This window comes from Streptomyces sp. EDA2-14 (assembly GCF_054963755.1).
In genome coordinates, this window is sequence record NZ_JBUEGE010000019.1 from 72,365 (window position 1) to 96,887 (window position 24,523).

Consider the following 24,523-nt stretch of genomic DNA (forward strand, 5'->3'; position numbering starts at 1 on the left):
GTGACATTCGGTGAGCAGCCGGCCTATCTCCGCGTTGCGGGTGATCTCCGCAAGAAGATCGTCAGTGGTTCGCTGCCGCCGCACACCCGTCTTCCCTCACAGGCCAAGATCCGCGAGGAGTACGGGGTTTCGGACACGGTGGCCCTGGAGGCCCGCAAGGTCCTGATGGCGGAGGGGCTCGTCGAGGGCCGGTCCGGTTCGGGGACGTACGTGCGCGAGCTGCCCGCTCCGCGCCGCGTCGCCCGCTCCGGCTACCGGCCGAGCAGTGGGTCCACGCCGTTCCGGCAGGAGCAGGCCGACCCGGAGGCGCGGGGGACCTGGGAGTCGCGCAGCGAGCAGGTCGACGCGGCGGCCCCCGTGGCGGAGCGCCTCGCGATCCGCACGGGCGACCGCGTGATGCGCACCAAGTACGTGTACCGGGACGCGGGCGAGGCGATGATGCTCGCGACGTCCTGGGAGCCGCTCGCCGTGACGGGGCGTACGCCGGTGATGCTTCCCGAGGAGGGCCCGCTCGGCGGCTGCGGGGTGGCCGAGCGCATGGCGGCGATCGACGTGATCGTGGACAACGTGACGGAGGAAGTGGCCGCCCGCCCCGGCCTCGCCGAGGAGTTGAGCGCGCTCGGCGGCGTACCGGGGCATGTCGTGATCGTCATCCACCGGACCTTCTTCGCCTCGGGCCGGCCGGTCGAGACGGCCGACGTGGTGGTCCCGGCCGACCGCTACCGGATCGCGTACCACCTGCCGGTGAAGTGACGCGGGGCGTCCGCGGCGCCGCGTGATGCCGAGTTAACCGGGGGTCGGCTCCCGTAACAGGCAGGCAATCGGGGGCTGCCGCGGATTGTCATGTACGGCTCCTACCTTCCCCCTCCGTAGGTATTTGGTATACCGCCGACGGAGGAACGGGTAGCCGCCATGACCGAGACCGCCGTATCCCACGCAGACCCCGCGTCCGGGCCACCGACAGGCCCGCCCGACGGGCAGCCGCCGAAGCGCAGTTACGCCAAGCTGGCCGCCGACGAGTCCCGCGAGGACTACTCGCTGCGCTACGCGCCCCACTCCTACCGGCGCTGGTCCCCGACCATGGTCGCCTCCACCGCGCTCGGCGGCATCGCCTACCTCGCGGACTTCGCGATCGGCGCCTCCATCGTCTTCACCTACGGGTTCACCAGCGGACTCGCCTCGATCCTGTGCGCGGCGACGATCATCTTCACCACCGGCATCCCGATCGCCCGGGCCTGCGCCAAGTACGGCCTGGACATGGACCTGATCACGCGGGGCGCGGGCTTCGGCTACTTCGGCTCGACGCTCACGTCCCTCATCTACGCCTCGTTCACCTTCATCTTCTTCGCGCTCGAAGGCTCGATCATGGCGCAGGCGATGCACGAGGTGTTTGGACTGCCGCTGCCCATCGGGTACTTGGTCACCACGCTGATCGTGATCCCGATCGTGTTCCGCGGGATGGGCGCGCTCGCCAAGGTGCAGGCGTGGACGCAGCCGATCTGGCTGATCGGTCTGGTCCTGCCCTTCGTGATCCTGCTCTTCCACTCGCCGGGTTCCTTCGGTGAGTTCACGCACTTCGGCGGGACCGAGGGCGCGGGCAGCGGCTTCTCCTGGATCGGCTTCGGGCTCGGCACCGGTGTCGCGCTCTCGCTCATCGCGCAGATCGGCGAACAGGCCGACTACCTCCGGTTCATGCCGGCCAAGACGGAGGCGAACCGGAAGCGGTGGAATCTGGCCGTTCTCGCGGCCGGGCCCGGCTGGGTGGTCATCGGCGCCGCCAAGCAGATCGGCGGCGCGCTCCTCGCCTTCGTGGCCCTGGAGGCCGTCGGCAAAACGCACGCGCTCGAACCCATCGCGCCGCAGGTCGAGGCGCTCAAGCCGTGGCTCGGCTCGGTCGCGCTGCCGGTCGCCGCGCTCTTCGTGGTGGTCTCGCAGATCAAGATCAACGTCACCAACGCGTACAGCGGTTCGCTGTCCTGGTCGAACTTCTTCTCCCGCGTGACCCACCGTCACCCCGGCCGCGTCTGGTACATCTTCCTCAACCTCGCCATCGCGCTCACGCTGATGGAACTGAACATGTTCGCCGCGCTCAACAAGCTGCTCGGCTTCTACTCCAACGTGGGCATCGCCTGGATCGCGGCCGTCGCCGCCGACCTCGTCATCAACAAGCGGGTGGGCTGGAGCCCCAAGTACATCGAGTTCAAGCGGGCGTACCTGTACGCGGTGAACCCGGCCGGGTTCGGCGCGATGACGATCGCATCGGCCGTCTCGATCACGGCGTTCTTCGGGGTCTTCGGCGAGTACGCGGAGGCCTTCTCCACCTTCATCGCCGCAGGTCTCGCGCTGCTGCTCTGCCCGCTCATCGCGTGGGCCACCAAGGGCAGGTACTACCTGGCGCGGCCGAACCCGGTGAACGGCCCGGACGTCGAGTTCGCAGCGGGCACCGACATCACCGCCACCCACACGTGCGGCGTCTGCGAGACGGCGTACGAACTCCCGGACATCGCCGACTGCCCGGCCCACTCCGGCCCGATCTGCTCGCTCTGTTGTTCCCTCGACGCGGAGTGCGGCGACGTCTGCACCAAGCGGCCGGCGGACGAACCGGTGCTGATGCCGATGCCCACGGTCCGCACGCCCTGAGACGTACGCGGGGGGTACAAGGGGGCGCATCCACCTGGTGCGCCCCCTTGTTCTGTCGCCCTCGTACCCGGCCGATGGCTTGTTGCGTATCTCTTTGTGCCAATCCGTATCCGTTGAGTAAAGGTCAGGCGTAGGCTCGGGCATATGCGGTTTGCGGTTTCCTCGGGGCTGGGAGGCAGGACGCGATGCGAGTCGGGGCCGGTGCGGTCGGGGAAGGGCGGGGCGCGATGAGCGACAGCACGACCACACTTCCGTGGCTGGTCATCCGCGAGGACGACAACGGCAACCGCTACCGCGTGGGCCGCTACGCGACGAGGGCCGAGGCCCAGCGCATGGCCGACAGTCTCGACGTCCGCAGGGGCCACCAGCCCACGTACTGGGTGGAGCGCCTGGAGCAGGGGCGGAGCAGCACGGCGCACTGACGCGGGCATAGGCTCCGGCGCATGCCCCCTGAGTCACCGTCATCGACCGTCGTGGTCGCCGCGGCCCTGTACGACACCGAGCACCGGCTGCTTGCCGCCCGGCGCAGCGCACCCCCCGAACTCGCGGGCCGCTGGGAGCTGCCCGGCGGAAAGGTCGAGCCGGGCGAGTCCCCGGAGCAGGCGCTCGTCCGCGAACTGCGCGAAGAACTCGGCATCGAGGCCGAACCGCTCGCGCGGGTGCCCGGCGAATGGCCGCTGAAGCCCGGATACGTCCTGCGTGTCTGGCGCTGCGCCCTGCGCTCCGGCACCCCGAGCCCCCTCCAGGACCACGACGAGCTGCGCCTGCTGACGTCGGACGAGGTGTGGTCCGTGGACTGGCTCGACCAGGACGTTCCCGCGGTGAAGGAGGTCCTGCGGGATCGCGCCCGACAGGGGCTCGACCTCGACTGACAGGGGCTTGTGCGCGCTTCGCACGCGCCACGCCTACGCCGTCCGTGCCACCGCGCACCCCACTTCGCGATAGTGCGCCACTCCGTCCGGGTATATCCCTATTAACCCTATGAAACCGGACACGGCCCTCAGTGGGCCAGGGAAGTGATCCGCGTGCTCCACACCGAAGGCGACCGCGCCGAGTGGGCCTTTCCGGCCGATCCGTCGGCCGTCCGCAGGGCGCGTGCCGAGGTGCGTACACAGCTTGTGGAGTGGGGGCTCGACGAGCTGGCCGACGTCGCCGCTCTGCTGGTCAGCGAGCTGGTGACCAATTCCCTGCGGTACGCGTCCGGGCCCATCGGCGTACGGCTCGGCTGCCCGCCCGGATCCCCCGGCGTCCTCCTGGTGGAGGTCTCCGACCCGCTGCCCGACCCGCCCTGCGCCCGCGCCGCGGCCCCCGACGAGGAGGGCGGGCGCGGGCTCCAGCTGGTGACCGAGGTCTCGCGGCGCTGGGGCACGCGGCCCGGCGGCGAGGGGGCCGGCGGGAAGACCGTCTGGTTCGAGCTCGCCCTGCCTTCGTGACGGCTCCCGCGGCCGTCGGGTTAGGGACGCCCCGAGTGGGACAGACGGTGGTGAGAGGGGCGCGCGTGAGATGCCGTGTGTGGGCCCACCCGCACCCCGGGTACGGAAACAGTCGGTCCCGACGGGCCAAAAAGCGTCGGGACCATGGTGTGATCGTGAACACCGTGTTGCGCGGCTCCGTAGTGCTGGATACTGTGTGCAGCCGCCTCGGTGACCGGTGCCGGACGCGGTGAGCTGGAGGGGACGGTTCGCGTGAGCGAGATACCAGCGAAGAGCAGGGTGTCCGAGGGCCCCTCGGGCAAGGCGTCGACGCCGCGTGCGCAGCAGGCGCCGCGGGCCGGCGACGGTCCTGACGCCGCGGGCACGGAGCGGGCGGAGCCGACCCCGGAGCCGGCCCCGCGGTCTTCGTCGGGCACCTCCACGGGCATCCCCGAAGGCCTGTCCGAGGAATCCTTCGGCCGGACCGACCTCTGGCAGGCGAGCCCGCCGGGATCGATCTACGACTACATCAAGGTCGCCTCCTTCTCGATCGGCCCCGACGGAGCGATCGACCAGTGGAGCCGGCGGGCCGCCCAGCTCTTCGGGATCGCGCCCGAGGACGCCGTGGGCAAGGACCCCATCGAGGCGTTCGTCGCCGAGGACCTCCGCGAGCGCGGCCACCGCAAGATGGCGGAGATCCTGGACGGGCAGGAGTGGACGGGCGTCGTCCCGTTCCGCTTGCCGACGGCGGCGGCGGAAGCGGAGGAGCAGCCGCGTGGGCAGGCGCCGCTCGTCGCGGACGCGGGCCCGACCGGGCTCGCCGAGATCTATGTGATGCCGACGACCACCGAGTCCGGCGAGCGCGCCGCGGTGTGCATCGTCGTCGACGTGCGGACGCTGCGTCACATCGAGACCGACCTCGCCGCCTCGCAGGCGATTTTCGGCCAATCTCCCTTCGGCTTCCTGCTGTTCGGCACCGACCTCAAGGTCCAGCGCACCAACCGCACGTTCACCTCGGTCTTCGGCGGACACGTCGACGACCACCGGGGCCGCACCGTCCACGACTATCTGCCGCGGCACGAGGCCGACCGCGTGCAGGGCGCGCTGCGCCGGGTCCTGGAGACGGGCGACGCGGTCACCGACATGCAACTGGTGGGCCCCGCCCCGGAGTCCACCGAGCGGCGGCACTGGTCCATCAACCTCTACCGCGTACACAGCGGCTCGGGCCGCCCCATCGGCGTCGCGGGCCTCGCCACCGACGTCACCCGCAGGCACGCCGCCGCCCGCGAGGCCGCGCACGCCCGCCGCAATCTTGCGCTCCTGAACGAGGCGGGCTCCCGCATCGGCAACTCGCTGGACCTGGAGACGACCGCCCGCGAACTCCTCGACGTCGTCGTCCCCGGCTTCTGCGACATCGCCTCCGTCGACCTGTACCAGGGGCTGCTCGCGGGCGACGAGGCCCCGCCCGGCCTCGCCGACGGCAGCGCCGAACTGCGCCGGGTGGCCGCCGCGAGCGCCGTCGCCGACGTGCCGTTCCTCGAACTGGGCGGCGAGGCCCCCGTCAACGTCGGGGCGGTGCACCGCTTCTCGTTCAACTCCGCCTGCGCGCACGCCCTGCGCACCGCGCGCCCGCAGACGCTCCCCACCGAGCAGCGCGGCCTCGTGCAGTCCACGCTCGCCGTGCCGATGGTCGCGCACGACACGGTCGTCGGGCTCGTGCAGTTCTCCCGTACGAAGGGCAGCGAGCCGTTCACCGAGCGGGACCGCTCGCTCGCCATGGAGCTGGCCGCGCGCGCCGCGGTCTGTATCGACAACGCGCGCCTGTACCGCCGCGAGCACGAGCGTGCGCTGATCCTCCAGCGCTCCCTGCTGCCGCCGGACGACCCGGAGGCGGCCGGCCTCGACATCGCCTGCCGCTACCGGCCGGGCAACGCCGCGACCGAGGTCGGCGGCGACTGGTTCGACGTCATCGAACTGCCCGGACACCGCACCGCGTTGGTCGTCGGCGACGTCATGGGGCGGGGCTTGCGCGCCGCCGTCGCCATGGGCGAACTGCGCACCGCCGTACGCACGTTGTCCCTGCTCGACCTCGAACCCGCCGAAGTGCTCAGCGCGCTGGACGAGATCGCCCGCGGTCTCGGCACCCCCGGCGGCGTCCAGCAGGGCACCCGCCCCGCCCGCAGCGCACGCTCCTTCGGCGGCGAGGACCTCTCCGAGGTGTACCTCGCCACCTGTGTCTACGCGGTGTACGACGCGGTCACCCGGCGCTGCACCTTCGCCAACGCGGGCCACCTGCCGCCCGTCCTCGTCGAACCCGGCGAGGGCGCGCTCATGCTCGACGTGCCGCCGGGGATGCCGCTCGGCGTCGGCGGCGAACCGTTCGAGGAGGTGGAGGTGGAGCTGCCGGAGGGCGCGCTGCTCGCCCTCTACACGGACGGCCTTGTCGAGTCCCGCGACCACCCGCTGGACGAGGGCCTCTCCGCCTTCCGCGCGGCGCTCGACGACCCCTCCCCGGCCCTGGAGGACGTCTGCGACCACGTCCTGAACACCCTCGACACCCACCACGGCGAGGACGACATCGCGCTCCTCATGGCCCGGGTCCAGGGGCTGCCCAAGGGGAACGTCGGCGACTGGACGCTGCCGCGCGAGCCGAAGTCCGTCGGCCGCGCCCGCGAGTACGCGCGGGCGCAGCTGGTCAGCTGGGGTCTCGACCCGCTCGTCGACACGTCGGAGCTGCTGGTCAGCGAGCTGGTCACCAATGCGCTGCGGTACGGCGAGGGCGACATCAGGCTCCGTCTGCTCCTCGACCGGACGCTGGTCTGCGAGGTGTGGGACGCGGGTCTCGTGCAGCCGCGCAGGCGCCGGGCGCGCGACACGGACGAGGGCGGCCGTGGCCTTCAGCTCGTCGGTCTGCTGAGCGCCGCGTGGGGCTCGCGCCGCACGCCGCGCGGCAAGACGGTCTGGTTCGAGCTGCCGCTGCCGGACGGGGAGTCGTCCCTCGCGGATCCGACGGAGGCGCTGCTCAGCCTGTTCTGAGCGCCTTTCCGGCCGGTCGGTGGTGGTGACGCGGAGCACATCGCTCCGACCCCCGTTGCATGGTCATGCATTCTCATGCATACTCTTCCTATGTCCAAGGTCCTCACCTCCCTCCCGGCCGGCGAGCGCGTCGGCATCGCCTTCTCGGGCGGCCTCGACACGTCGGTCGCCGTCGCGTGGATGCGTGACAAGGGCGCCGTCCCGTGCACGTACACCGCCGACATCGGCCAGTACGACGAGCCCGACATCGACGGCGTGCCGAGCCGCGCCAAGGCGTACGGTGCCGAGATCGCGCGTGCCGTCGACTGCAAGGCCGCTCTTGTCGAGGAGGGCCTCGCCGCGCTGACCTGCGGCGCGTTCCACATCCGCTCCGGCGGTCGCGCGTACTTCAACACGACGCCGCTGGGCCGCGCGGTCACCGGCACGCTCCTGGTGCGGGCGATGCTGGAGGACAACGTCCAGATCTGGGGCGACGGCTCGACGTACAAGGGCAACGACATCGAGCGGTTCTACCGCTACGGCCTGCTCGCCAACCCGAACCTGCGGATCTACAAGCCGTGGCTCGACGCGGACTTCGTGACCGAGCTCGGCGGCCGGCAGGAGATGTCGGAGTGGCTCGTCGCCCACGGCCTGCCCTACCGGGACTCGGCGGAGAAGGCGTACTCCACGGACGCCAACATCTGGGGTGCCACGCACGAGGCGAAGACCCTCGAGCACCTGAACGTCTCGCTGGAGACGGTCGAGCCGATCATGGGCGTCAAGTTCTGGGACCCCTCGGTCGAGATCCCCACCGAGGACGTCACGATCGGCTTCGAGAAGGGCCGCCCGGTCACGATCAACGGCAAGGAGTTCGCCTCCGCCGTCGACCTGGTCATGGAGGCCAACGCGATCGGCGGCCGCCACGGCCTGGGCATGTCCGACCAGATCGAGAACCGGATCATCGAGGCCAAGAGCCGCGGCATCTACGAGGCGCCGGGCATGGCCCTGCTGTTCGCCGCGTACGAGCGCCTGGTCAACGCGATCCACAACGAGGACACGGTCGCCCAGTACCACGCGGAAGGCCGGCGCCTCGGCCGCCTGATGTACGAGGGCCGCTGGCTGGACCCGCAGGCCCTGATGATCCGGGAGTCGCTGCAGCGCTGGGTCGGCGCCGCGATCACCGGTGAGGTCACCCTGCGGCTGCGGCGCGGCGAGGACTACTCGATCCTCGACACCACGGGCCCGGCGTTCTCGTACCACCCGGACAAGCTCTCCATGGAGCGCACCGAGGACTCGGCGTTCGGTCCGGTCGACCGGATCGGCCAGCTGACCATGCGCAACCTCGACATCGCCGACTCGCGCGGCAAGCTCGAGCAGTACGCGGGCATCGGCCTGCTCGGCTCGGGCAGCCCGGTCTCCGGTGCCGCTCAGGCGGCCGTGACCGGCCTGATCGGCACCATGCCGGAGGGCGGCGCCCAGGCCATCGCCTCCCGCGGTGAGGCCTCCGCCGAGGACGAGGCGCTGGACCGCGCGGCGATGGAATCCGGCACGGACTGACTCCGTCGGACAACCGGCGACGAAGGGGCACCCCGGCCACGGGGTGCCCCTTCGTATATGGCGGCGGCACCGGCCGTTATGGCGGCGGCACCGGCCGTTATGGCGGCGGCACCGGCCGTGCACGCCTCTGGGCTCTGCCCCTGACCCCGCTGCTCAATCGCCGCAGGGGCTTGTCAATTCCCGCCGCGGCGGCGGATCTTGTTGCCCAGCCAGACCACCGGGTCGTACTTGCGGTCGGCCGCCCGCTCCTTCAGCGGAATCAGGGCGTTGTCCGTGATGCGGATGCCCTCGGGGCAGACCTCCGTGCAGCACTTGGTGATGTTGCAGTAGCCGAGGCCGTGCTCGTCCTGGGCGGTCGTCTTGCGGTCCAGACCGTCCTCGGCGGCCGCGTCCAGCGGATGCATGTCCAGTTCCGCGACGCGCATCAGGAAGCGGGGACCCGCGAAGGCCGTCTTGTTGTCCTCGTGGTCACGGACGACATGGCAGGTGTCCTGGCACAGGAAGCACTCGATGCACTTGCGGAACTCCTGCGAGCGGTCGACGTCCTCCTGCATCATCCGGTACTCACCGGGACCGACCCCGGCGGGCGGCACGAACGCCGGGACCTCGCGGGCCTTGCGGTAGTTGAAGCCGACGTCGGTGACGAGATCGCGGACGACGGGGAAGGCGCGCAGCGGCGTGACCGTGATCGTGTCGGCGCGGTCGAAGACCGACATGCGGGTCATGCACATCAGGCGCGGCCGTCCGTTGATCTCCGCCGAGCACGAACCGCACTTGCCCGCCTTGCAGTTCCAGCGGACCGCAAGATCGGGTGCCTGCGTCGCCTGCAGCCGGTGGATGATGTCGAGGACCACCTCGCCGTCGTTCACCTCGACCGTGAAGTCCTTCAGGCCGCCCCCGCCGACGTCGCCCCGCCACACCCGGAAGGCCGCCTCGTAGCTGCTCACTCGAAAAGCTCCTCTTCGGCCAGGTACTTCACCAGCTCCTCCTTCTCGAACAGGGCGAGCAGGTCGGGGCGGATCGGTTCGGTGGTCTCGCGGGTGAGCGTGATCTGGCCGCGCACCGGGTCCGTGGCCGCAAGGCCGCCGGAGGGGTCCCGGAGCCGGCAGAGCAGATTCGCCCGGCGCCACTCCCGGTTCATCGCCGGATGGTCCTCGCGGGTGTGCCCGCCGCGCGACTCGGTGCGCTCCAGGGCGGCGCGCGCGACGCACTCGCTGACCAGCAGCATGTTCCGCAGGTCGAGCGCCAGGTGCCAGCCCGGATTGAACTGGCGGTGTCCCTCGACCCCGGCCCGCCGCGCCCGCACCCGCAGATCCGCGAGCTTGCGCAGCGCCTGCTCCATCTCGGCCTCCCGCCGGATGATGCCGACGAGGTCGTTCATCGTCTGCTGGAGCTCCTGGTGCAGGGTGTACGGGTTCTCGGGCGCGACGCCCTCCTCCGGGCCCTCCGCGGAGAAGGGCCGCAGCGCCTCGGCCGCCGCGGTGTCGATCTGCTCGTCGGCGACCTCCGCACGCGCCGCGCGCGAGGTCGCGTACTCCGCCGCGTGCAGTCCCGCCCTGCGGCCGAAGACCAGCAGGTCGGAGAGGGAATTGCCGCCGAGCCGGTTCGAGCCGTGCATGCCGCCGGCCACCTCGCCGGCCGCGTACAGGCCCGGCACTCCGCGCGCCGCCGCCGTGTCCGAGTCGACGGCGATGCCGCCCATCACGTAGTGACAGGTCGGCCCGACCTCCATCGCCTCGGCCGTGATGTCGACGTCCGCCAGCTCCTTGAACTGGTGGTACATGGAAGGCAGTCGGCGCCGGATCACCTCGGCGGGCATCCGGGTCGACACGTCGAGGAAGACGCCGCCGTGCGGAGAGCCGCGGCCCGCCTTCACCTCCGCGTTGATGGCGCGTGCCACCTCGTCGCGGGGCAGCAGTTCAGGGGGCCGGCGGTTGTGGTCCGGGTCCTCGTACCAGCGGTCGCCCTCCTCCTCCGACTGCGCGTACTTCTCCTTGAAGACGTCGGGGACGTAGTCGAACATGAACCGCTTGCCCTCGGAGTTGCGCAGCACCCCGCCGTCGCCGCGGACCGACTCCGTGACCAGGATCCCCTTCACCGACGGCGGCCAGACCATGCCCGTCGGGTGGAACTGCACGAACTCCATGTTGAGCAGGGGAGCCCCGGCGAGCAGGGCGAGCGCGTGGCCGTCGCCCGTGTACTCCCACGAGTTCGACGTCACCTTGAAGGACTTGCCGATGCCGCCGGTGGCGAGGACCACGCTCGGCGCCTCGATGACGAAGAAGCGGCCGCTCTCGCGTTCGTAGCAGAAGGTGCCCGAGACCTGGCCTTCCTCGTCCTTCAGGACGCGGGTGACCGTGCACTCCTGGAAGACCTTGAGGCCGGACTCGTAGTCGCCGGTCTCACGGAAGTCCTGCTGCTGGAGCTGGACGATCTTCTGCTGGAGGGTGCGGATCAGTTCGAGCCCGGTGCGGTCGCCGACGTGCGCGAGCCGCGGGTACTCGTGCCCGCCGAAGTTGCGCTGCGAGATCCGCCCGTCGCCGGTGCGGTCGAACAGGGCGCCCCAGGTCTCCAACTCCCAGACCCGGTCGGGCGCTTCCTGCGCGTGCAGCTCCGCCATCCGCCACTGGTTGAGGAATTTGCCGCCGCGCATCGTGTCGCGGAAGTGCACCTGCCAGTTGTCCCCGGAGTTCACATTGCCCATGGAGGCGGCGATGCCGCCCTCCGCCATCACCGTGTGGGCCTTGCCGAACAGGGACTTGCAGATCACCGCCGTACGGGCACCCCGCTCGCGCGCCTCGATCGCGGCGCGCAGCCCGGCGCCACCGGCGCCCACCACGACAACATCCCACTGCTGCCGCTCAACCGCACTCATCAGTTGGCCCCAACCATTAGAAGAACCGCGGATCGTCGAAGACCCCGGACGCGACCAGGTACACGTAGAAGTCGGCGAGCGCGACGCTCACCAGGGAGGCCCACGCGAGCAGCATGTGACGGGCGTTGAGCCTGCCCACCCAGCCCCAGAGCCGGTAGCGCACCGGGTGTTTCGAGAAGTGCTTGAGGCGGCCGCCGACGATGTGCCGGCACGAGTGGCAGGAGATCGTGTAAGCCCAGATCAGCGCGATGTTGACGAGGAAGACCAGGGTTCCGAGGCCCATGTGGCCCCACTCGTAGTTCTCGTCGCGGAACGACAGCACGGTGTCGTAGCTGAGGATGCAGGCGACGAGGACGGCCGCGTAGAAGAAGTAGCGGTGGATGTTCTGCAGGATCAGCGGGAACTTCGTCTCGCCGCTGTACTTCTTGTGCGGCTCCGCCACCGCGCAGGCAGGCGGTGAGGCCCAGAAGCCGCGGTAGTAGGCCTTGCGGTAGTAGTAGCAGGTCAGCCGGAAGCCGAGCGGGAAGATCAGGATCAGCAGCGCGGGGGACAGGCCCCACCAGCCGCCGAAGACCTCCCAGTTGGGTCCGTGCCGCATCGGCTCGCAGTTCTCCGCGAGGCACGGCGAGTAGAACGGCGAGACGTACGGGGCCGCGTAGTAGTCGGCGTTCGCGAAGGCCCGCCACGTCGAGTAGACGATGAACGCGAGCAGCCCGCCCGCGGTCGCAGCCGGAGCCAGCCACCAGCGGTCCGTGCGCAGATGGGGCGCGGCGATCGCGGCACGCGTCCGGCCCCGGACGCCGGTGCCGCCTTCGGTATGGGGGTCTTCGGTGCTGGTGGGTTCCGTGCCGGTGGCCAACGAAGCCTCCGCTCGCAGGGACGAGGGACGAGGGACGGGGGACGGGGGACGGGGGACGGGGGGACGGGGGACGGGGGTGGACGGGGGCGGATCAGGGTGCGTGCCGGTCCCGCGCGCCGAGCCCCTCGTCGTCCGAGTCGGTCCACAGGGAGCTGTCGTACGGGGCGTCGGGGATGGTCACGAGTTCGGGGCGCTGCGGCGCGCCGCCGCTCGCGGCCGACTCGCTCAGCAGGGCGACGCTCTCGCGCAGATGCTCGGTGTCGGCGCGTACCCGGCGCAGATCCGGGCCGCCCGCGACGCCTTCGAGCTGGGGTTGCAGGCGCCCCACGGCGCGCGCCAGCTCGTCGACACAGTGCTGAACCGCCGTCAAGTCGTCGTGCAGGGACATGACTTGGCCTCACTTCCGCTGGTGCGGCGGAGATGCTCATGCGCCTGCGAGTGTCGCGCGTCACATTGCCGTTTGTGAAGGGATCCGTGCGGATTGCCGGTGTACGCCGTGGTGCGCGCCCGCGAATTCGCGCCGCCCGGGAGGGCGTTCTTTGGGCCGCTCGGGTGGCTTCGCGGTGCCGTGCGGGCGTGTCGTGCGGCCGCCGCGTTCGGATCCACTTCAGTTGGCCGATAGATGTGATCAGCTCCATATACCGCCAAACGAGACAAAACCGGCCAGCCCCGGAGGTACCCGTGATGCCCCATGTCCCAAGGCGCCCAGGAGCCGCCGCACGCTCGGCCGCGTTCCTCGTGAGCGGCGCGCTCGCCGTGACCGCCCTCGCGGGCTGCGGCTCCGACGACGATTCGGGCCGGCCCGCCGCCGGGCCCGACGTCGCCTCGGCGGCCCGCAGCCACATCAAGGACGGCGGCACGCTGCGGTGGGCGGTCGACGACGTGCCGAAGACCCTCAACTCCTTCCAGGCCGACGCCGACGCGGCCACGAGCCGGGTCACCGGAGCCGTGCTGCCGTCGATGTTCCGGCTCGACGCCGAGGGACGCCCGCAGGCCGACTCCGACTACCTGGAGAAGGCCGAGGTCGTGAAGACCGAGCCCAAGCAGGTCGTGCTCTACAAGCTGAACCAGCAGGCGGTGTGGAGCGACGGCCGGGAGATCGGCGCCGCCGACTTCGCCGCGCAGTGGCGCGCCCTGTCGGGGAAGAACAGCGCGTACTGGACCGCCCACAACGCGGGCTACAACCGGATCGAGAAGGTCGAGCGCGGCGCCAACGACCTGGAGGTGCGGGTCACGTTCGCCAAGCCGTACGCGGACTGGCGCTCGCTGTTCTCGCCGCTGTACCCCAAGGACGTCATGGGGTCGCCGGACGCCTTCAACGAGGGCGCGCGCAGCAAACTCAAAGTGACCGCGGGCCCCTTCGCGCTCGACAAGGTCGACCGGGGCGACAAGCAGGTCTCGCTGGAGCGCAACCCCCGCTGGTGGGGCCGCCCCGCCAAGCTGGAGAAGGTCAAGCTAAAGGCCGTGCCGCGCGACAAGCGGGCCGCCGCGCTCGCCGCGGGCAAGCTCGACCTGGCCGACATCGACCCGCAGGGCGCCGAGCGCATCGCGTACGCCGCCCGCGACAAGGGCTCCTCGGGCCCGCTCGCGCACGGACCCGGGGCCGGTGTCACCTCCGGCGAGGCGCTGCGCTCCTGGGCGCGTGCGCACAACGAGGACTGGGAGGTCGCGGACGCGGAGCTCGAGGCCCGCGCCAAGACCCGCAAGGCCGTCAAGAAGTACGCGAAGGAGCAGGCGGCACTGGACGGCTTCGTCGTCCGCAAGTCGCTCGAACCCGCCTACACCCAGCTCGCCCTGAACGGGTCGACGGGCCCCCTCGCCGACGAGCGGGTGCGCCAGGCCGTCGCCCGCGCCCTCGACCGTTCGAAGCTCGCCGAGAGCGTCCTCAAGCCGCTCGGCCTCCCGGCCGCCACCGTCGGCAGCCACCTCGCCCTGTCCGGCCAGCCCGCGTACGCCGACAACAGCGACGCGCTCGGCAAGCAGGACGCCGACAAGGCGCAGGCCCTGCTCGCGGAGGCGGGCTGGGAGCGCGGCGGCGCGGTCGAGGAGAAGAAGGAGAAGCCCAAGACGGCGGGCAGCAAGGCGCAGGGCGCCGCGGCCGAGTCCGGCGACGGCACGTACATCATGGGCGAGGACGACCAGAAGGCGGCGGACGACGCGAAGCCCGGCGACGCCGCGCCCCCGCTGTTCGGCCCCGGCCCCCTCGCCGCCGCCCAGCACTCCGCGCTGCTGCACCAGGCCGACGCGGCGCAGGAGGGGAAGCACGCGAGCGACGCCAAGCAGGGGGCCGCCCCCGGCGCGTACGCCCCGAAGGGGACCCCCGCCCCGCAGCAGGCCGCAGCCAAGGGCTCCGACGACTCCGCCGGCAAGGAGGGCGCAGAGGCGGGCGCCGCCGCCGGGCTGATGGCCAAGGACGGCAAGCCGCTGACCTTGAACTTCGTGCTGCCGTCCGGTCCCGACGCGGCCCAGCTGCAGTCCGTCGCCGACCGGATCTCGGCCATGCTGCAGAAGGTCGGCATCCGCACCGACATCACCAAGGTCGACGACGCAAGCTACTTCAAGGACCACATCGCGGCCGGCGACTACGACCTGGCGCTGTACTCGTGGCCCGGTTCCGCCTACCCGGCGACCGACGGCCGTCCGATCTACGCCAAGCCGGTCCCGGCCGCCGACGGCGAGCTCACGGTCGAGCAGAACTACACGCGGGTCGGCACCGACCACATCGACCAGCTCTTCGACCAGGCCGCAGGGGAGCTCGACGAGGAGAAGGAGCGCTCGCTCGTCCGGCAGGCCGACGAGCGCATCTGGGCCGCTGCAGGATCGATTCCGCTGTACCAGCGGCCCGAACTGGTGGCGGCGAAGGCGAATCTGGTGAACGCGGGGGCGTTCGGCTTCCAGGAGCCCTCCTACGAGGACATCGGCTTCCTGAAGCAGGGGGCGAAGGCCGTCGGCTCGCCCACCCAGGACACCGACTGACCTGCGGCTTTGCCGGACGGGCCGCCGCTTCGGAGGCGGTCCGTCCGGCCCGGCTGAGCCGGTGGCCGCCAAGACACGTAGCATGGGGTGAGGCCGTGGCATGTCCAGCCCGGCAGGGCGCGCGTAAAGCAATGTACGCGCAGCCGACCACTCACTCCGGGAGTACGCCTCACTATGGCCACGCGCCACGACATCCGTAACGTCGCCATCGTCGCCCACGTCGACCACGGCAAGACCACCATCGTCGACGGCATGCTGAAGCAGGCCGGTGCCTTCGCCGCCCACCAGCTGGAGTCGGTCGACGACCGCGTGATGGACTCGAACGACCTGGAGCGTGAGAAGGGCATCACGATCCTCGCCAAGAACACGGCGGTGAAGTATCACCCCAAGGACGGCGGGGACCCGATCACGATCAACATCATCGACACCCCCGGCCACGCCGACTTCGGTGGCGAGGTCGAGCGCGGTCTGTCGATGGTCGACGGTGTCGTCCTCCTCGTCGACGCCTCCGAGGGCCCGCTGCCGCAGACCCGCTTCGTGCTGCGCAAGGCGCTCCAGCAGCGGCTCCCCGTCATCCTGTGCATCAACAAGACGGACCGCCCCGACTCGCGCATCGACGAGGTCGTCAACGAGGCCTACGACCTCTTCCTCGACCTCGACGCCGACGAGGACCAGATCGAGTTCCCGATCGTCTACGCCTGCGGCCGTGACGGCGTCGCCTCGCTGACCAAGCCGGAGGACGGCACGGTCCCGGCCGACTCCACGAACCTCCAGCCGTTCTTCAGTACGATCCTGGAGCACATCCCGGCCCCCACCTACGAGGAGGAGGCCCCGCTCCAGGCGCACGTCACGAACCTGGACGCCGACAACTTCCTCGGCCGTATCGCGCTGCTCCGCGTCGAGCAGGGCGAGCTGCGCAAGGGCCAGACCGTGGCCTGGATGAAGCGCGACGGCGAGGTCCAGAACGTCCGCATCAGCGAGCTGCTGATGACGGAGGCGCTGACCCGCAAGCCCGCCGAGAAGGCGGGCCCCGGTGACATCTGCGCCGTCGCGGGCATCCCCGACATCATGATCGGCGAGACCCTGGCCGACCCGGAGAACCCGGTCGCCCTGCCGCTGATCACGGTGGACCAGCCCGCGATCTCCATGACCATCGGTACGAACACCTCGCCGCTGGTCGGCCGTGGTGGTGGCGGCAAGGGCGCCGACGCGAAGAACAGCGTCAAGGACCGCAAGGTCACCGCCCGCCAGGTCAAGGACCGCCTGGACCGCGAGCTGATCGGTAACGTCTCGCTGCGCGTCCTCGACACCGAGCGTCCCGACACCTGGGAGGTGCAGGGCCGCGGTGAGCTGGCGCTGGCCATCCTCGTCGAGCAGATGCGCCGTGAGGGCTTCGAGCTGACCATCGGCAAGCCGCAGGTCGTCACCAAGGAGGTCGACGGCAAGACGCACGAGCCCGTCGAGCGCCTCACGGTGGACGTCCCCGAGGAGCACATGGGCGCCGTCACGCAGCTCATGGGCGTCCGCAAGGGCCGCATGGACAACATGTCGAACCACGGCTCCGGCTGGGTCCGCATGGAGTTCGTGGTCCCCTCCCGCGGCCTCATCGGCTTCCGTACGGAGTTCCTGACGAACACCCGCGGCACGGGCATCGCCCACTCCATCCACGAGGGCCACGAGCCGTGGTTCGGCACGCTGACGACCCGTAACAACGGTTCGCTGGTCGCCGACCGCGCCGGCTCGGTCACCCCCTTCGCGATGATCAACCTCCAGGAGCGCGGTGTGCTGTTCACCGAGCCCGGCACCGAGGTGTACGAGGGCATGATCGTCGGTGAGAACTCGCGCGCCGACGACATGGACGTGAACATCACCAAGGAGAAGAAGCTCACCAACATGCGTGCGGCGTCCGCGGACTCGACGGAGAACGTCGTCCCGGCCCGCAAGCTCTCCCTGGAGCAGTCCCTGGAGTTCTGCCGCGACGACGAGTGCGTCGAGGTGACCCCGGAGGCCGTCCGCATCCGCAAGGTCGTCCTGGACCAGAAGGAGCGCGGCCGCTCGGCCTCGCGCGCCAAGCACAACTGACCTGACGGCAGCAGGGCCCGGCATCCCCGAGAGGGGGTGCCGGGCCCTTTGCGTTGCCGCTAGTCTGCACCCGGTCTACGCGCAGTGATACGTCTCGGTTTGATCTCTCCCAACGGCGGGTCAAATTCTGTCCGAGCGCAACTGATTAAGTCCGGCCCGCAGTTCGGAATGCGGACGCCGATGGTCGATAGGTATGTAACACGTCCGTTTCGTGACCCTCTATCTAGGATCGGTTTGTCCGGATTTTGGGAGAAGTACACATCAGGTGTGATCGAACCGAGACCAAAAGAGTGTGGTCGCGACAGCGGCTGTGGCTAATAGTGGTCCGCGTAGAGCTCGGGTCAATGGGTCACGCGCTATGGGGAGCGGCGACTCGCGAGCATGCTGAGGCAGTGCCAGCTTCGCCGTCAGGGGTGTCGGCAAGTGGCGATCTCCTGCCTCCACTTGCAGTGAACGAAGTGGACTCATGAGGAGGAACCCATGCAAGGTGCCAAAAGCGCCAAATGGGTCGCATCGTCCCCGATGACAGGTGTTGGCCACGCGGGCGTGTCCGGTCCCGTACCGGTGGCCGAGGCGACGATCCAGCGCTGCGACGGTTTTTGACAGTTCCTCAGGGGTGGGTTTACCCCAGTCAGTGGTCCCCCTTCGCGCGCTTCGAGTGACGTACGCCGTGCGACGGCCGCCGGGTCGATCCGACCCTCGACGGTCTCCAACACCTGTGAAATGGACGAATCATGACGAGTCCAATCGAGATTGAGGGCACCGAGACCTCTTCCGCCTTGGACAAGGAGAGCGCGCCGCAGGGCGACGCGAAGGAGCCCAAGAAGCTCGAGGGGCGCAGCCCCGGCCAGCTGATGTGGCGGCGTTTCAAGCGGGACAGGACGGGCGTCATCTCCGCCTGGATCGTCCTGGCGTTCTTCCTGATAGCCGCGCTCGCCCCGGTCATCTGCAAGCTGTACGGCAAGGACCCGTACACCTTCTACGGCCAGGACGACCCCACGCTCCTCAACGAGTTCAACCTGCCGGCCGGGCCCAACGGCGGCATGTCGCCCGACCACTGGTTCGGCATCGACCCGAACTACGGGCGTGACGTCTTCGCGTACCTGCTCTACGGCATGCGTACGTCGCTCTACACGGCCCTGTGCGCGACGATCGGCATGGTGATCCTCGGCGTCGTGATCGGCCTCGTGTCCGGCTACTTCGGCGGGAAGATCGACTACTGGCTCGGCCGTCTCACCGACTTCATGATGGCGCTGCCCAACCAGCTCTTCATGGTCGCGGCCATGCCCGTCATCGTCACGGTCTTCGTGGCCCCGGACGAGGAGACGCCGGTCTACGTCCGCTTCCTCGCGATCACCGGCATCATGTGGATGCTCACCTGGATGACCCTGTCCCGCCTGGTGCGTGCGGTGACCCTGTCGCTGCGCGAGCGGGAGTTCGTCGAGGCGGCCAAGGTCGCCGGCGCCTCGCCCTGGCGGATCATCCGCAAGGAGCTGCTGCCCAACCTGGTGACGCCGATCATCGTCCAGGGCACGTACCTGCTCCCCAGCACCATCCTCTCGGTCGCCTTCCTCTCCTTCGTCGGTGTCGGTTATCAGGACCCCACGCCCGACTGGGGATTGATGTTCGCCACCGCGGCGAAGATCTACGAGGTGGACCCGACCTACTTGTACTTCCCGGGTGTCGCCATGGTCGTCTTCTTCGTGGCGTTCAACCTCTTCGGTGACTCGATCCGGGACGCCTTCGATCCCAAGACCGGTCGCTGACCGGAGATCACCGAGGGTCGCTGCCACCCGGGCGCCGGACCGACACAGCCGGATGCGTCAGGCAGCACACAAGGATCACTACTCACAGGCAGGTGGATTCAACTCCATGAGCATCCTTCGTTCGCGCACGGCGCAGGCGACGATCGTCGCCGCCGCTGTCGGCGCCCTCACGCTGACCGGCTGCAGCAGCGGCAGCAACAACGACAACAAGACCGTGGGCAAGTCCAAGAGCGACGCGAAGGCCCAGGCCAAGCCGGTCGTCCTGGGCACCGCCCAGCAGTCCGTCGGCCCGGCCAAGGCGATCCCGGGCGCCAGAAAGGGCGGCACCGCCCAGGTCTACCAGGAGACCGACTTCTCGCACCTGGACCCGGGCCAGATATACGTCTCCGACGCCGGTCTGCTCTCCAAGCTCCTCTACCGTGGCCTGACCACGTACACCGAGGACGACAAGGGCACCCAGACGGTCGTCGGTGACCTCGCCAAGGACGCCGGCAAGTCCTCGGACGGCGGCAAGACCTGGACCTTCGAGCTGAAGGACGGGATCAAGGACGAGAACGGCCACGTCATCACCTCGGCCGACATCCGCCACTCCATCGAGCGGCTCTACTCCTCGTTCCTGACGGACGGCCCGACGTACATCCAGCAGTGGCTGTCCGGCTCCGGCACCTCGTACCGCAAGGCGTACGACGGCCCGTACAAGGGCAAGCACCTGCCGGACTCGGTCCTGGACACGCCGGACGACAAGACCATCGTCTTCCACTTCAAGGAAGCCCACACCGACGTCCCGCAGGCCCTGGCCATGGCGGCGTACTCGGTCGTGCCCGAGAAGACGGACACCAAGCAGAAGTACGACCAGAAGCCGGTCGCCACCGGCCCGTACAAGATCTCCTCCTACAAGCCGGGCAAGAGCCTCCAGCTCGTCCGCAACGACAAGTGGGACGAGAAGACGGACCCGATGCGCCACAACTACGTGGACGGGTTCAACATCGACTTCAACGTCTCCAAGGCCGACCAGACCAAGACGATCCTGGCCGACCGCGGCGAGGCCAAGAACGCCGTCATGTTCTCCGGCCAGATCGACGCCACCCAGCTGCAGAAGATCACGACCGACAAGAAGGTCATGAAGCGCACGGTGCAGGGCTACGGCCCGTACGTGTGGCAGCTGAACATGAACATGGACCGCATCAAGGACAAGAAGGTCCGCGATGCCATCGCCCTGGCGATCCCGGCCACCGCGGCCGGCCACGCCGACGGCGGTGCCTACGGCGGTGACGCCGCCAACTCGCTGACGTCGCCCGCCACCCCGGGCTACGACGAGAAGTTCGACCCGTTCAACCGGACGAAGAAGCCGAACGGCGACATCGCCAAGGCGAAGAAGCTGATCGACGAGGCCGGCGCCAAGGGCAAGAAGCTCGTCTACGCCTACGCCAACGTCGACGTCCGCGTCACGCAGGCGAACCTGATCATCAACAACCTGGAGAAGATCGGGCTCGACATCCAGAAGAAGGAAGTTGACCAAGCCACCTGGTACGAGCAGATGGGCAAGGTCAAGAACGGCATGGACCTGTACATGACCGGTTGGGGCCAGGACTGGGCCGACGGCAACACCGTCTTCCCGCCGTCCTACGACGGTGCCAACATCCAGGACGGCGCTTCCAACTACTCCCACGTCAACGACAAGCACGTGAACGCCGAGAGCGCCCGCATCCAGAAGATCGCGGACGCGGCCGAGCGCGCCAAGGAGTACGCGAAGCTCTCCGAGTACATCTCGGAGAAGATCAACCCGGCTGCCCCGATCTACTACACCAAGGTGTTCCAGATCGCCGGCTCCAACGTGGGCGGTCTGCGCTACTCGTCGGTGACCAACTACACCGACCCGACGCGGATCTACCTCAAGAAGTAGTCAGTACAAGGCAGTTCCCGGGGGTGAGAGCGCGGCGGAGCTCTCACCCCCGGGCCGCCGCACAACGCCTCCTGGTCTCCCACCGCCGCCGTCCTGAGAGCAGCTTTCTGCCATGCTTCGATTTCTCATACGCCGGACGTCTGGCGCAGCACTCATCCTTCTGCTGATCAGCGCCTTCACGTTCTTCATGTACTTCGCCATCCCACAGGACCCGGCGACACTCGCGTGCGGCAAGAACTGCACCCCGGACGCGCTGGCGATCATTCACAAGAACCTGGGGCTCGATCAGCCGGTTCCGGTGCAGTACTGGGAGTTCCTCAAGGGGATCTTCGTCGGCCGTGACTTCGCGGTGGGCCACTGCAACGCCCCGTGCTTCGGTGTCTCGTTCCGGAACAACCAGATGGTCTGGGACACGATCATGGACCGTCTCCCGCTGACCGTCTCGCTCATGGTCGGCGGCCTGATCGTCTTCCTGATCGCCGGACTCGGTGCCGGTCTGCTCGCCGCCCGCTTCCGCGGCACCTGGATCGACAAGCTCTTCTCCGGCGCCTCCCTGGTGACCAGCTCGTTCCAGATCTACCTGCTCGGCCCGATCATGCTGGGCATCTTCGTCTACAGCACCGGCTGGCTCGGCCGGCCCAAGTACGTGCCGTTCACGGACAATCCGGCCGCCTGGTTCTCGGGTCTGCTGATCCCCTGGCTCGTGATGGCGACGATCTTCACCGCCAACTACACCCGTATGTCGCGCTCCTCGATGATCGAGCAGCTGCAGGAGGAACATGTCAGGGCCGCCAAGGCCAAGGGCATGAGCAGCCGCTACGTCTTCTTCCGGTACGCCTGGCGCGGATCGCTCATCCCCATCATCACCATCCTCGGCATGGACATCGCCGCGCTGCTCAGCGGCGGCATGGTCACCGAACTGACCTTCAACCTGGCGGGAGTGGGCCGCCTGGCGAGGGACTCGGTCGTGGGTAAGGACCTGCCGGTCCTCATGGGCGTGATGATCATCAGCGCCGCCTTCATCATCATCTGCAATGTCGTGGTGGACGCCCTGTACGCCGTGATCGACCCGCGCGTGCGCCTGTCCTAGGAGAACCCCCGTGACCACACTCACCAAGCCCGAGGACGCCCCGGCCCCGACCGGTTCCGACGCGTTCTTGTCGGTACGCGACCTGCGGGTGCAGTTCTCCACCGAGGACGGCGCCGTCAAGGCGGTGGACGGCCTCTCCTTCGACCTGGAGCGCGGCAAGACGCTCGGCATCGTCGGCGAGTCCGGCTCCGGCAAGTCGGTCACCAACCTGACCGTGCTCGGCCTGCACCCCAAGAAGAACACCACCATCGACGGCGAGATCCTCCTCGACGGCAAGGAGCTTCTCACCGCCACGGAGCCCGAGCTGGAGAAGCTCCGCGGCAACAAGATGGCGATGATCTTCCAGGACTCGCTGACCGCCCTCTCGCCGTACTACACGGTGGGCCGGCAGATCGCCGAGCCGTTCCGCAAGCACACCGGCGCCTCCAAGAAGGAGGGCCGCGACCGGGCCATCGAGATGCTCGAGAAGGTCGGCATCCCGCAGCCCAAGCAGCGCGTCGACGACTACCCGCACCAGTTCTCCGGCGGTATGCGACAGCGCGCCATGATCGCCATGTCGCTCGCCTGCAACCCCGAACTGCTCATCGCCGACGAGCCGACCACGGCCCTCGACGTGACGGTCCAGGCGCAGATCCTCGACCTGCTCAAGGACCTGCAGCAGGAGTTCGGCTCCGCGATCATCATGATCACCCACGACCTCGGTGTCGTCGCGAACATGGCCGACGACCTGCTCGTGATGTACGCGGGCCGGGCCGTGGAGCGGGGCAGCGTGCGCGACGTGCTCAAGCAGCCGCAGCACCCCTACACCTGGGGCCTGCTGGGGTCGATGCCGCGCCTGAACTCGGACCTCGACGAGCCGCTGATGCCGATCCCCGGTTCGCCGCCGTCGCTGCTCAACCCGCCGTCGGGCTGCCCGTTCCACCCGCGCTGTGCCTTCACCGACAAGGTGTCCGGCGACCGCTGCTCGGGCGAGCGTCCGGAGCTCCCGGCGGGGCGCGGCTCCGCCTGCCACCTGACGGCGGACCAGAAGCAGCAGGTGTTCATCGAGACGATTCAGCCCCGGCTGGGCTGAGCTGAAACCGGCGACTGGGGCATGACCATGAGCGACAACAAGAGCAACACCACTACGGCGGTCGCCGACGCGATCCCCGACCAGCGCGGCCGTGAGACCGAGCCGCTGCTCCAGGTCCGGGATCTGCAGAAGCACTTCCCGATCAAGGGCGGCTTCCCGATCCGCCGCACCGTCGGCGCGGTCAAGGCCGTCGACGGCGTGGACTTCGAGGTCCACGCGGGCGAGAGCCTGGGCCTGGTCGGCGAGTCCGGCTGCGGCAAGTCGACCACGGGCCGACTGCTGACCCGCCTGTACGAGCCCACGCAGGGCACCATCACGTACAAGGGTCAGGACATCAGCCACGCGAGCCGCAAGCAGCTGGCGCCGGTCAGGTCCGAGATCCAGATGATCTTCCAGGACCCGTACGCGTCCCTGAACCCGCGGCAGACGGTCGGTTCGATCATCGCGGGACCGATGGAGATCAACGGCATCAACCCGCCCGGCGGCCGGGAGAAGCGGGTCCGCGAGCTCCTGGAGATCGTCGGCCTCAACCCGGAGCACTACAACCGCTTCCCGCACGAGTTCTCCGGTGGTCAGCGCCAGCGCATCGGCGTCGCCCGCGCGGTGGCCCTGGAGCCGAAGCTGATCGTCGCGGACGAGCCGGTCTCCGCGCTCGACGTGTCGATCCAGGCCCAGGTCGTGAACCTGCTCCAGAAGGTTCAGCGGGAGATGGGCATCGCGTTCGTCTTCATCGCCCACGACCTGGCCGTCGTGCGGCACTTCTCGCAGCGCGTCGCCGTGATGTACCTCGGCAAGATCGTGGAGATCGCGGACCGGGACTCGCTGTACAACCGCCCGCGTCACCCGTACACGCACGCGCTGATGTCGGCCGTGCCGGACGCGGACCTCGACGCCGAGAAGCGGGAGCGGATCCGCCTGGAGGGCGACGTGCCCTCGCCGATCTCGCCGCCGTCCGGCTGCCGCTTCCGCACGCGCTGCTGGAAGGCGCAGGACAAGTGCGCGACGGAGGAGCCGCCGCTGGTCCAGATCTCGGGCAACGTGTCCGGCCACCTCACGGCCTGCCACTTCCCCGAGGAGCCGACGATCGAGGGACGCGCGGAGGACATCGTCCTCGACCCGGCCCTCGCGGCCCTGGAGGACGACACCACGTCCTGACGGCACCCCCGTACCCGGACAGCGCCCGGCCCCGACGAAGACGTCGGGGCCGGGCGCTGTCATGTGCGGCCGTATACGGCTCCGCCTCGTGCGGTCGACCTCACCGTCGCCCCGGCTCCCG

Annotated in this window: 18 protein-coding genes; 14 read left to right on the top strand and 4 right to left on the bottom strand. The window is 69.4% G+C overall.

Features of this window, described 5'->3' with window-relative positions; translation table 11 throughout:
* The 7 genes from ACY34M_RS33175 to argG all read left to right on the top strand — a co-directional run bounded on the left by ACY34M_RS33175 (position 1) and on the right by argG (position 8,624).
* On the top strand, positions 1-753 hold the full coding sequence (locus ACY34M_RS33175) for a GntR family transcriptional regulator (protein WP_462722109.1): 753 nt from the start codon (positions 1-3) through the stop codon (positions 751-753).
* Positions 754-912: 159 nt separating this feature from the next.
* Positions 913-2,640, top strand: coding sequence for a purine-cytosine permease family protein (locus ACY34M_RS33180; protein ID WP_462722108.1), 1,728 nt, complete (start codon positions 913-915; stop codon positions 2,638-2,640).
* 227 nt (positions 2,641-2,867) lie between these two features.
* A complete protein-coding gene (locus tag ACY34M_RS33185) occupies positions 2,868-3,062 on the top strand; it encodes an SPOR domain-containing protein (protein ID WP_462722107.1) in 195 nt (64 codons plus the stop codon).
* 21 nt (positions 3,063-3,083) lie between these two features.
* Complete coding sequence (locus ACY34M_RS33190; protein ID WP_462722106.1) at positions 3,084-3,512, top strand: (deoxy)nucleoside triphosphate pyrophosphohydrolase; 429 nt, start codon at positions 3,084-3,086, stop codon at positions 3,510-3,512.
* Positions 3,513-3,656: 144 nt separating this feature from the next.
* Positions 3,657-4,073: an ATP-binding protein gene (locus ACY34M_RS33195; RefSeq protein ID WP_462722105.1), complete on the top strand. Its 417-nt coding sequence runs from the start codon at positions 3,657-3,659 to the stop codon at positions 4,071-4,073.
* Positions 4,074-4,283: 210 nt separating this feature from the next.
* Positions 4,284-7,088: a SpoIIE family protein phosphatase gene (locus ACY34M_RS33200; RefSeq protein WP_462722104.1), complete on the top strand. Its 2,805-nt coding sequence runs from the start codon at positions 4,284-4,286 to the stop codon at positions 7,086-7,088.
* 90 nt (positions 7,089-7,178) lie between these two features.
* Positions 7,179-8,624: an argininosuccinate synthase gene (gene argG, locus ACY34M_RS33205; protein WP_462722103.1), complete on the top strand. Its 1,446-nt coding sequence runs from the start codon at positions 7,179-7,181 to the stop codon at positions 8,622-8,624.
* A gap of 173 nt (positions 8,625-8,797) precedes the next feature.
* On the opposite strand, the gene ACY34M_RS33210 is transcribed toward argG, so the two are convergent.
* From ACY34M_RS33210 to ACY34M_RS33225, 4 genes are all read right to left on the bottom strand, one after another.
* On the bottom strand, positions 8,798-9,571 hold the full coding sequence (locus ACY34M_RS33210) for a succinate dehydrogenase/fumarate reductase iron-sulfur subunit (RefSeq protein WP_462722102.1): 774 nt from the start codon (positions 9,569-9,571) through the stop codon (positions 8,798-8,800).
* Positions 9,568-11,499 carry a fumarate reductase/succinate dehydrogenase flavoprotein subunit gene (locus ACY34M_RS33215; RefSeq protein ID WP_462722101.1) on the bottom strand — a complete coding sequence of 644 codons (1,932 nt, stop codon included), beginning with the start codon at positions 11,497-11,499 and terminating at the stop codon, positions 9,568-9,570. The genes ACY34M_RS33210 and ACY34M_RS33215 overlap by 4 nt, the downstream gene beginning before the upstream one ends.
* Before the next feature lie 16 nt (positions 11,500-11,515).
* Positions 11,516-12,358 (bottom strand): hypothetical protein, encoded by an 843-nt coding sequence (locus tag ACY34M_RS33220; protein WP_462722100.1) that lies wholly within the window; start codon positions 12,356-12,358, stop codon positions 11,516-11,518.
* A 91-nt stretch (positions 12,359-12,449) separates the two neighbouring features.
* Positions 12,450-12,746 carry a hypothetical protein gene (locus tag ACY34M_RS33225; protein ID WP_462722099.1) on the bottom strand — a complete coding sequence of 99 codons (297 nt, stop codon included), beginning with the start codon at positions 12,744-12,746 and terminating at the stop codon, positions 12,450-12,452.
* Between the two features lie 296 nt (positions 12,747-13,042).
* Between ACY34M_RS33225 and ACY34M_RS33230 the strand changes: the two genes are divergently transcribed.
* From ACY34M_RS33230 to ACY34M_RS33260, 7 genes are all read left to right on the top strand, one after another.
* Complete coding sequence (locus ACY34M_RS33230; RefSeq protein ID WP_462722098.1) at positions 13,043-15,334, top strand: ABC transporter family substrate-binding protein; 2,292 nt, start codon at positions 13,043-13,045, stop codon at positions 15,332-15,334.
* A 174-nt stretch (positions 15,335-15,508) separates the two neighbouring features.
* Positions 15,509-17,416: a translational GTPase TypA gene (gene typA, locus ACY34M_RS33235; RefSeq protein WP_462722097.1), complete on the top strand. Its 1,908-nt coding sequence runs from the start codon at positions 15,509-15,511 to the stop codon at positions 17,414-17,416.
* Positions 17,417-18,150: 734 nt separating this feature from the next.
* Entirely contained in the window at positions 18,151-19,182 is a 1,032-nt protein-coding gene (locus ACY34M_RS33240; RefSeq protein WP_462722096.1) for an ABC transporter permease, read from the top strand.
* Positions 19,183-19,288: 106 nt separating this feature from the next.
* Entirely contained in the window at positions 19,289-21,085 is a 1,797-nt protein-coding gene (locus ACY34M_RS33245) for an ABC transporter substrate-binding protein (protein WP_462722095.1), read from the top strand.
* Between the two features lie 112 nt (positions 21,086-21,197).
* A complete protein-coding gene (locus ACY34M_RS33250; protein ID WP_462722094.1) occupies positions 21,198-22,175 on the top strand; it encodes an ABC transporter permease in 978 nt (325 codons plus the stop codon).
* 10 nt (positions 22,176-22,185) lie between these two features.
* Positions 22,186-23,247, top strand: coding sequence for an ABC transporter ATP-binding protein (locus ACY34M_RS33255; RefSeq protein ID WP_462722093.1), 1,062 nt, complete (start codon positions 22,186-22,188; stop codon positions 23,245-23,247).
* Between the two features lie 27 nt (positions 23,248-23,274).
* A complete protein-coding gene (locus tag ACY34M_RS33260) occupies positions 23,275-24,402 on the top strand; it encodes an ABC transporter ATP-binding protein (protein WP_462722092.1) in 1,128 nt (375 codons plus the stop codon).
* Positions 24,403-24,523: the final 121 nt, after the last annotated feature.

What these genes read in the sequence shown, in the direction of transcription:
- ACY34M_RS33180 (WP_462722108.1), top strand. Translation starts at nt 913, where the DNA reads ATGACCGAGACCGCCGTATCCCACGCAGACCCCGCGTCCGGGCCACCG.
- ACY34M_RS33185 (WP_462722107.1), top strand. Translation starts at nt 2,868, where the DNA reads ATGAGCGACAGCACGACCACACTTCCGTGGCTGGTCATCCGCGAGGAC.
- ACY34M_RS33190 (WP_462722106.1), top strand. Translation starts at nt 3,084, where the DNA reads ATGCCCCCTGAGTCACCGTCATCGACCGTCGTGGTCGCCGCGGCCCTG.
- argG (WP_462722103.1), top strand. Translation starts at nt 7,179, where the DNA reads ATGTCCAAGGTCCTCACCTCCCTCCCGGCCGGCGAGCGCGTCGGCATC.
- ACY34M_RS33215 (WP_462722101.1), bottom strand. Translation starts at nt 11,499, where the DNA reads ATGAGTGCGGTTGAGCGGCAGCAGTGGGATGTTGTCGTGGTGGGCGCC.
- ACY34M_RS33225 (WP_462722099.1), bottom strand. Translation starts at nt 12,746, where the DNA reads ATGTCCCTGCACGACGACTTGACGGCGGTTCAGCACTGTGTCGACGAG.
- ACY34M_RS33230 (WP_462722098.1), top strand. Translation starts at nt 13,043, where the DNA reads ATGCCCCATGTCCCAAGGCGCCCAGGAGCCGCCGCACGCTCGGCCGCG.
- typA (WP_462722097.1), top strand. Translation starts at nt 15,509, where the DNA reads ATGGCCACGCGCCACGACATCCGTAACGTCGCCATCGTCGCCCACGTC.
- ACY34M_RS33240 (WP_462722096.1), top strand. Translation starts at nt 18,151, where the DNA reads ATGACGAGTCCAATCGAGATTGAGGGCACCGAGACCTCTTCCGCCTTG.
- ACY34M_RS33245 (WP_462722095.1), top strand. Translation starts at nt 19,289, where the DNA reads ATGAGCATCCTTCGTTCGCGCACGGCGCAGGCGACGATCGTCGCCGCC.
- ACY34M_RS33250 (WP_462722094.1), top strand. Translation starts at nt 21,198, where the DNA reads ATGCTTCGATTTCTCATACGCCGGACGTCTGGCGCAGCACTCATCCTT.
- ACY34M_RS33260 (WP_462722092.1), top strand. Translation starts at nt 23,275, where the DNA reads ATGAGCGACAACAAGAGCAACACCACTACGGCGGTCGCCGACGCGATC.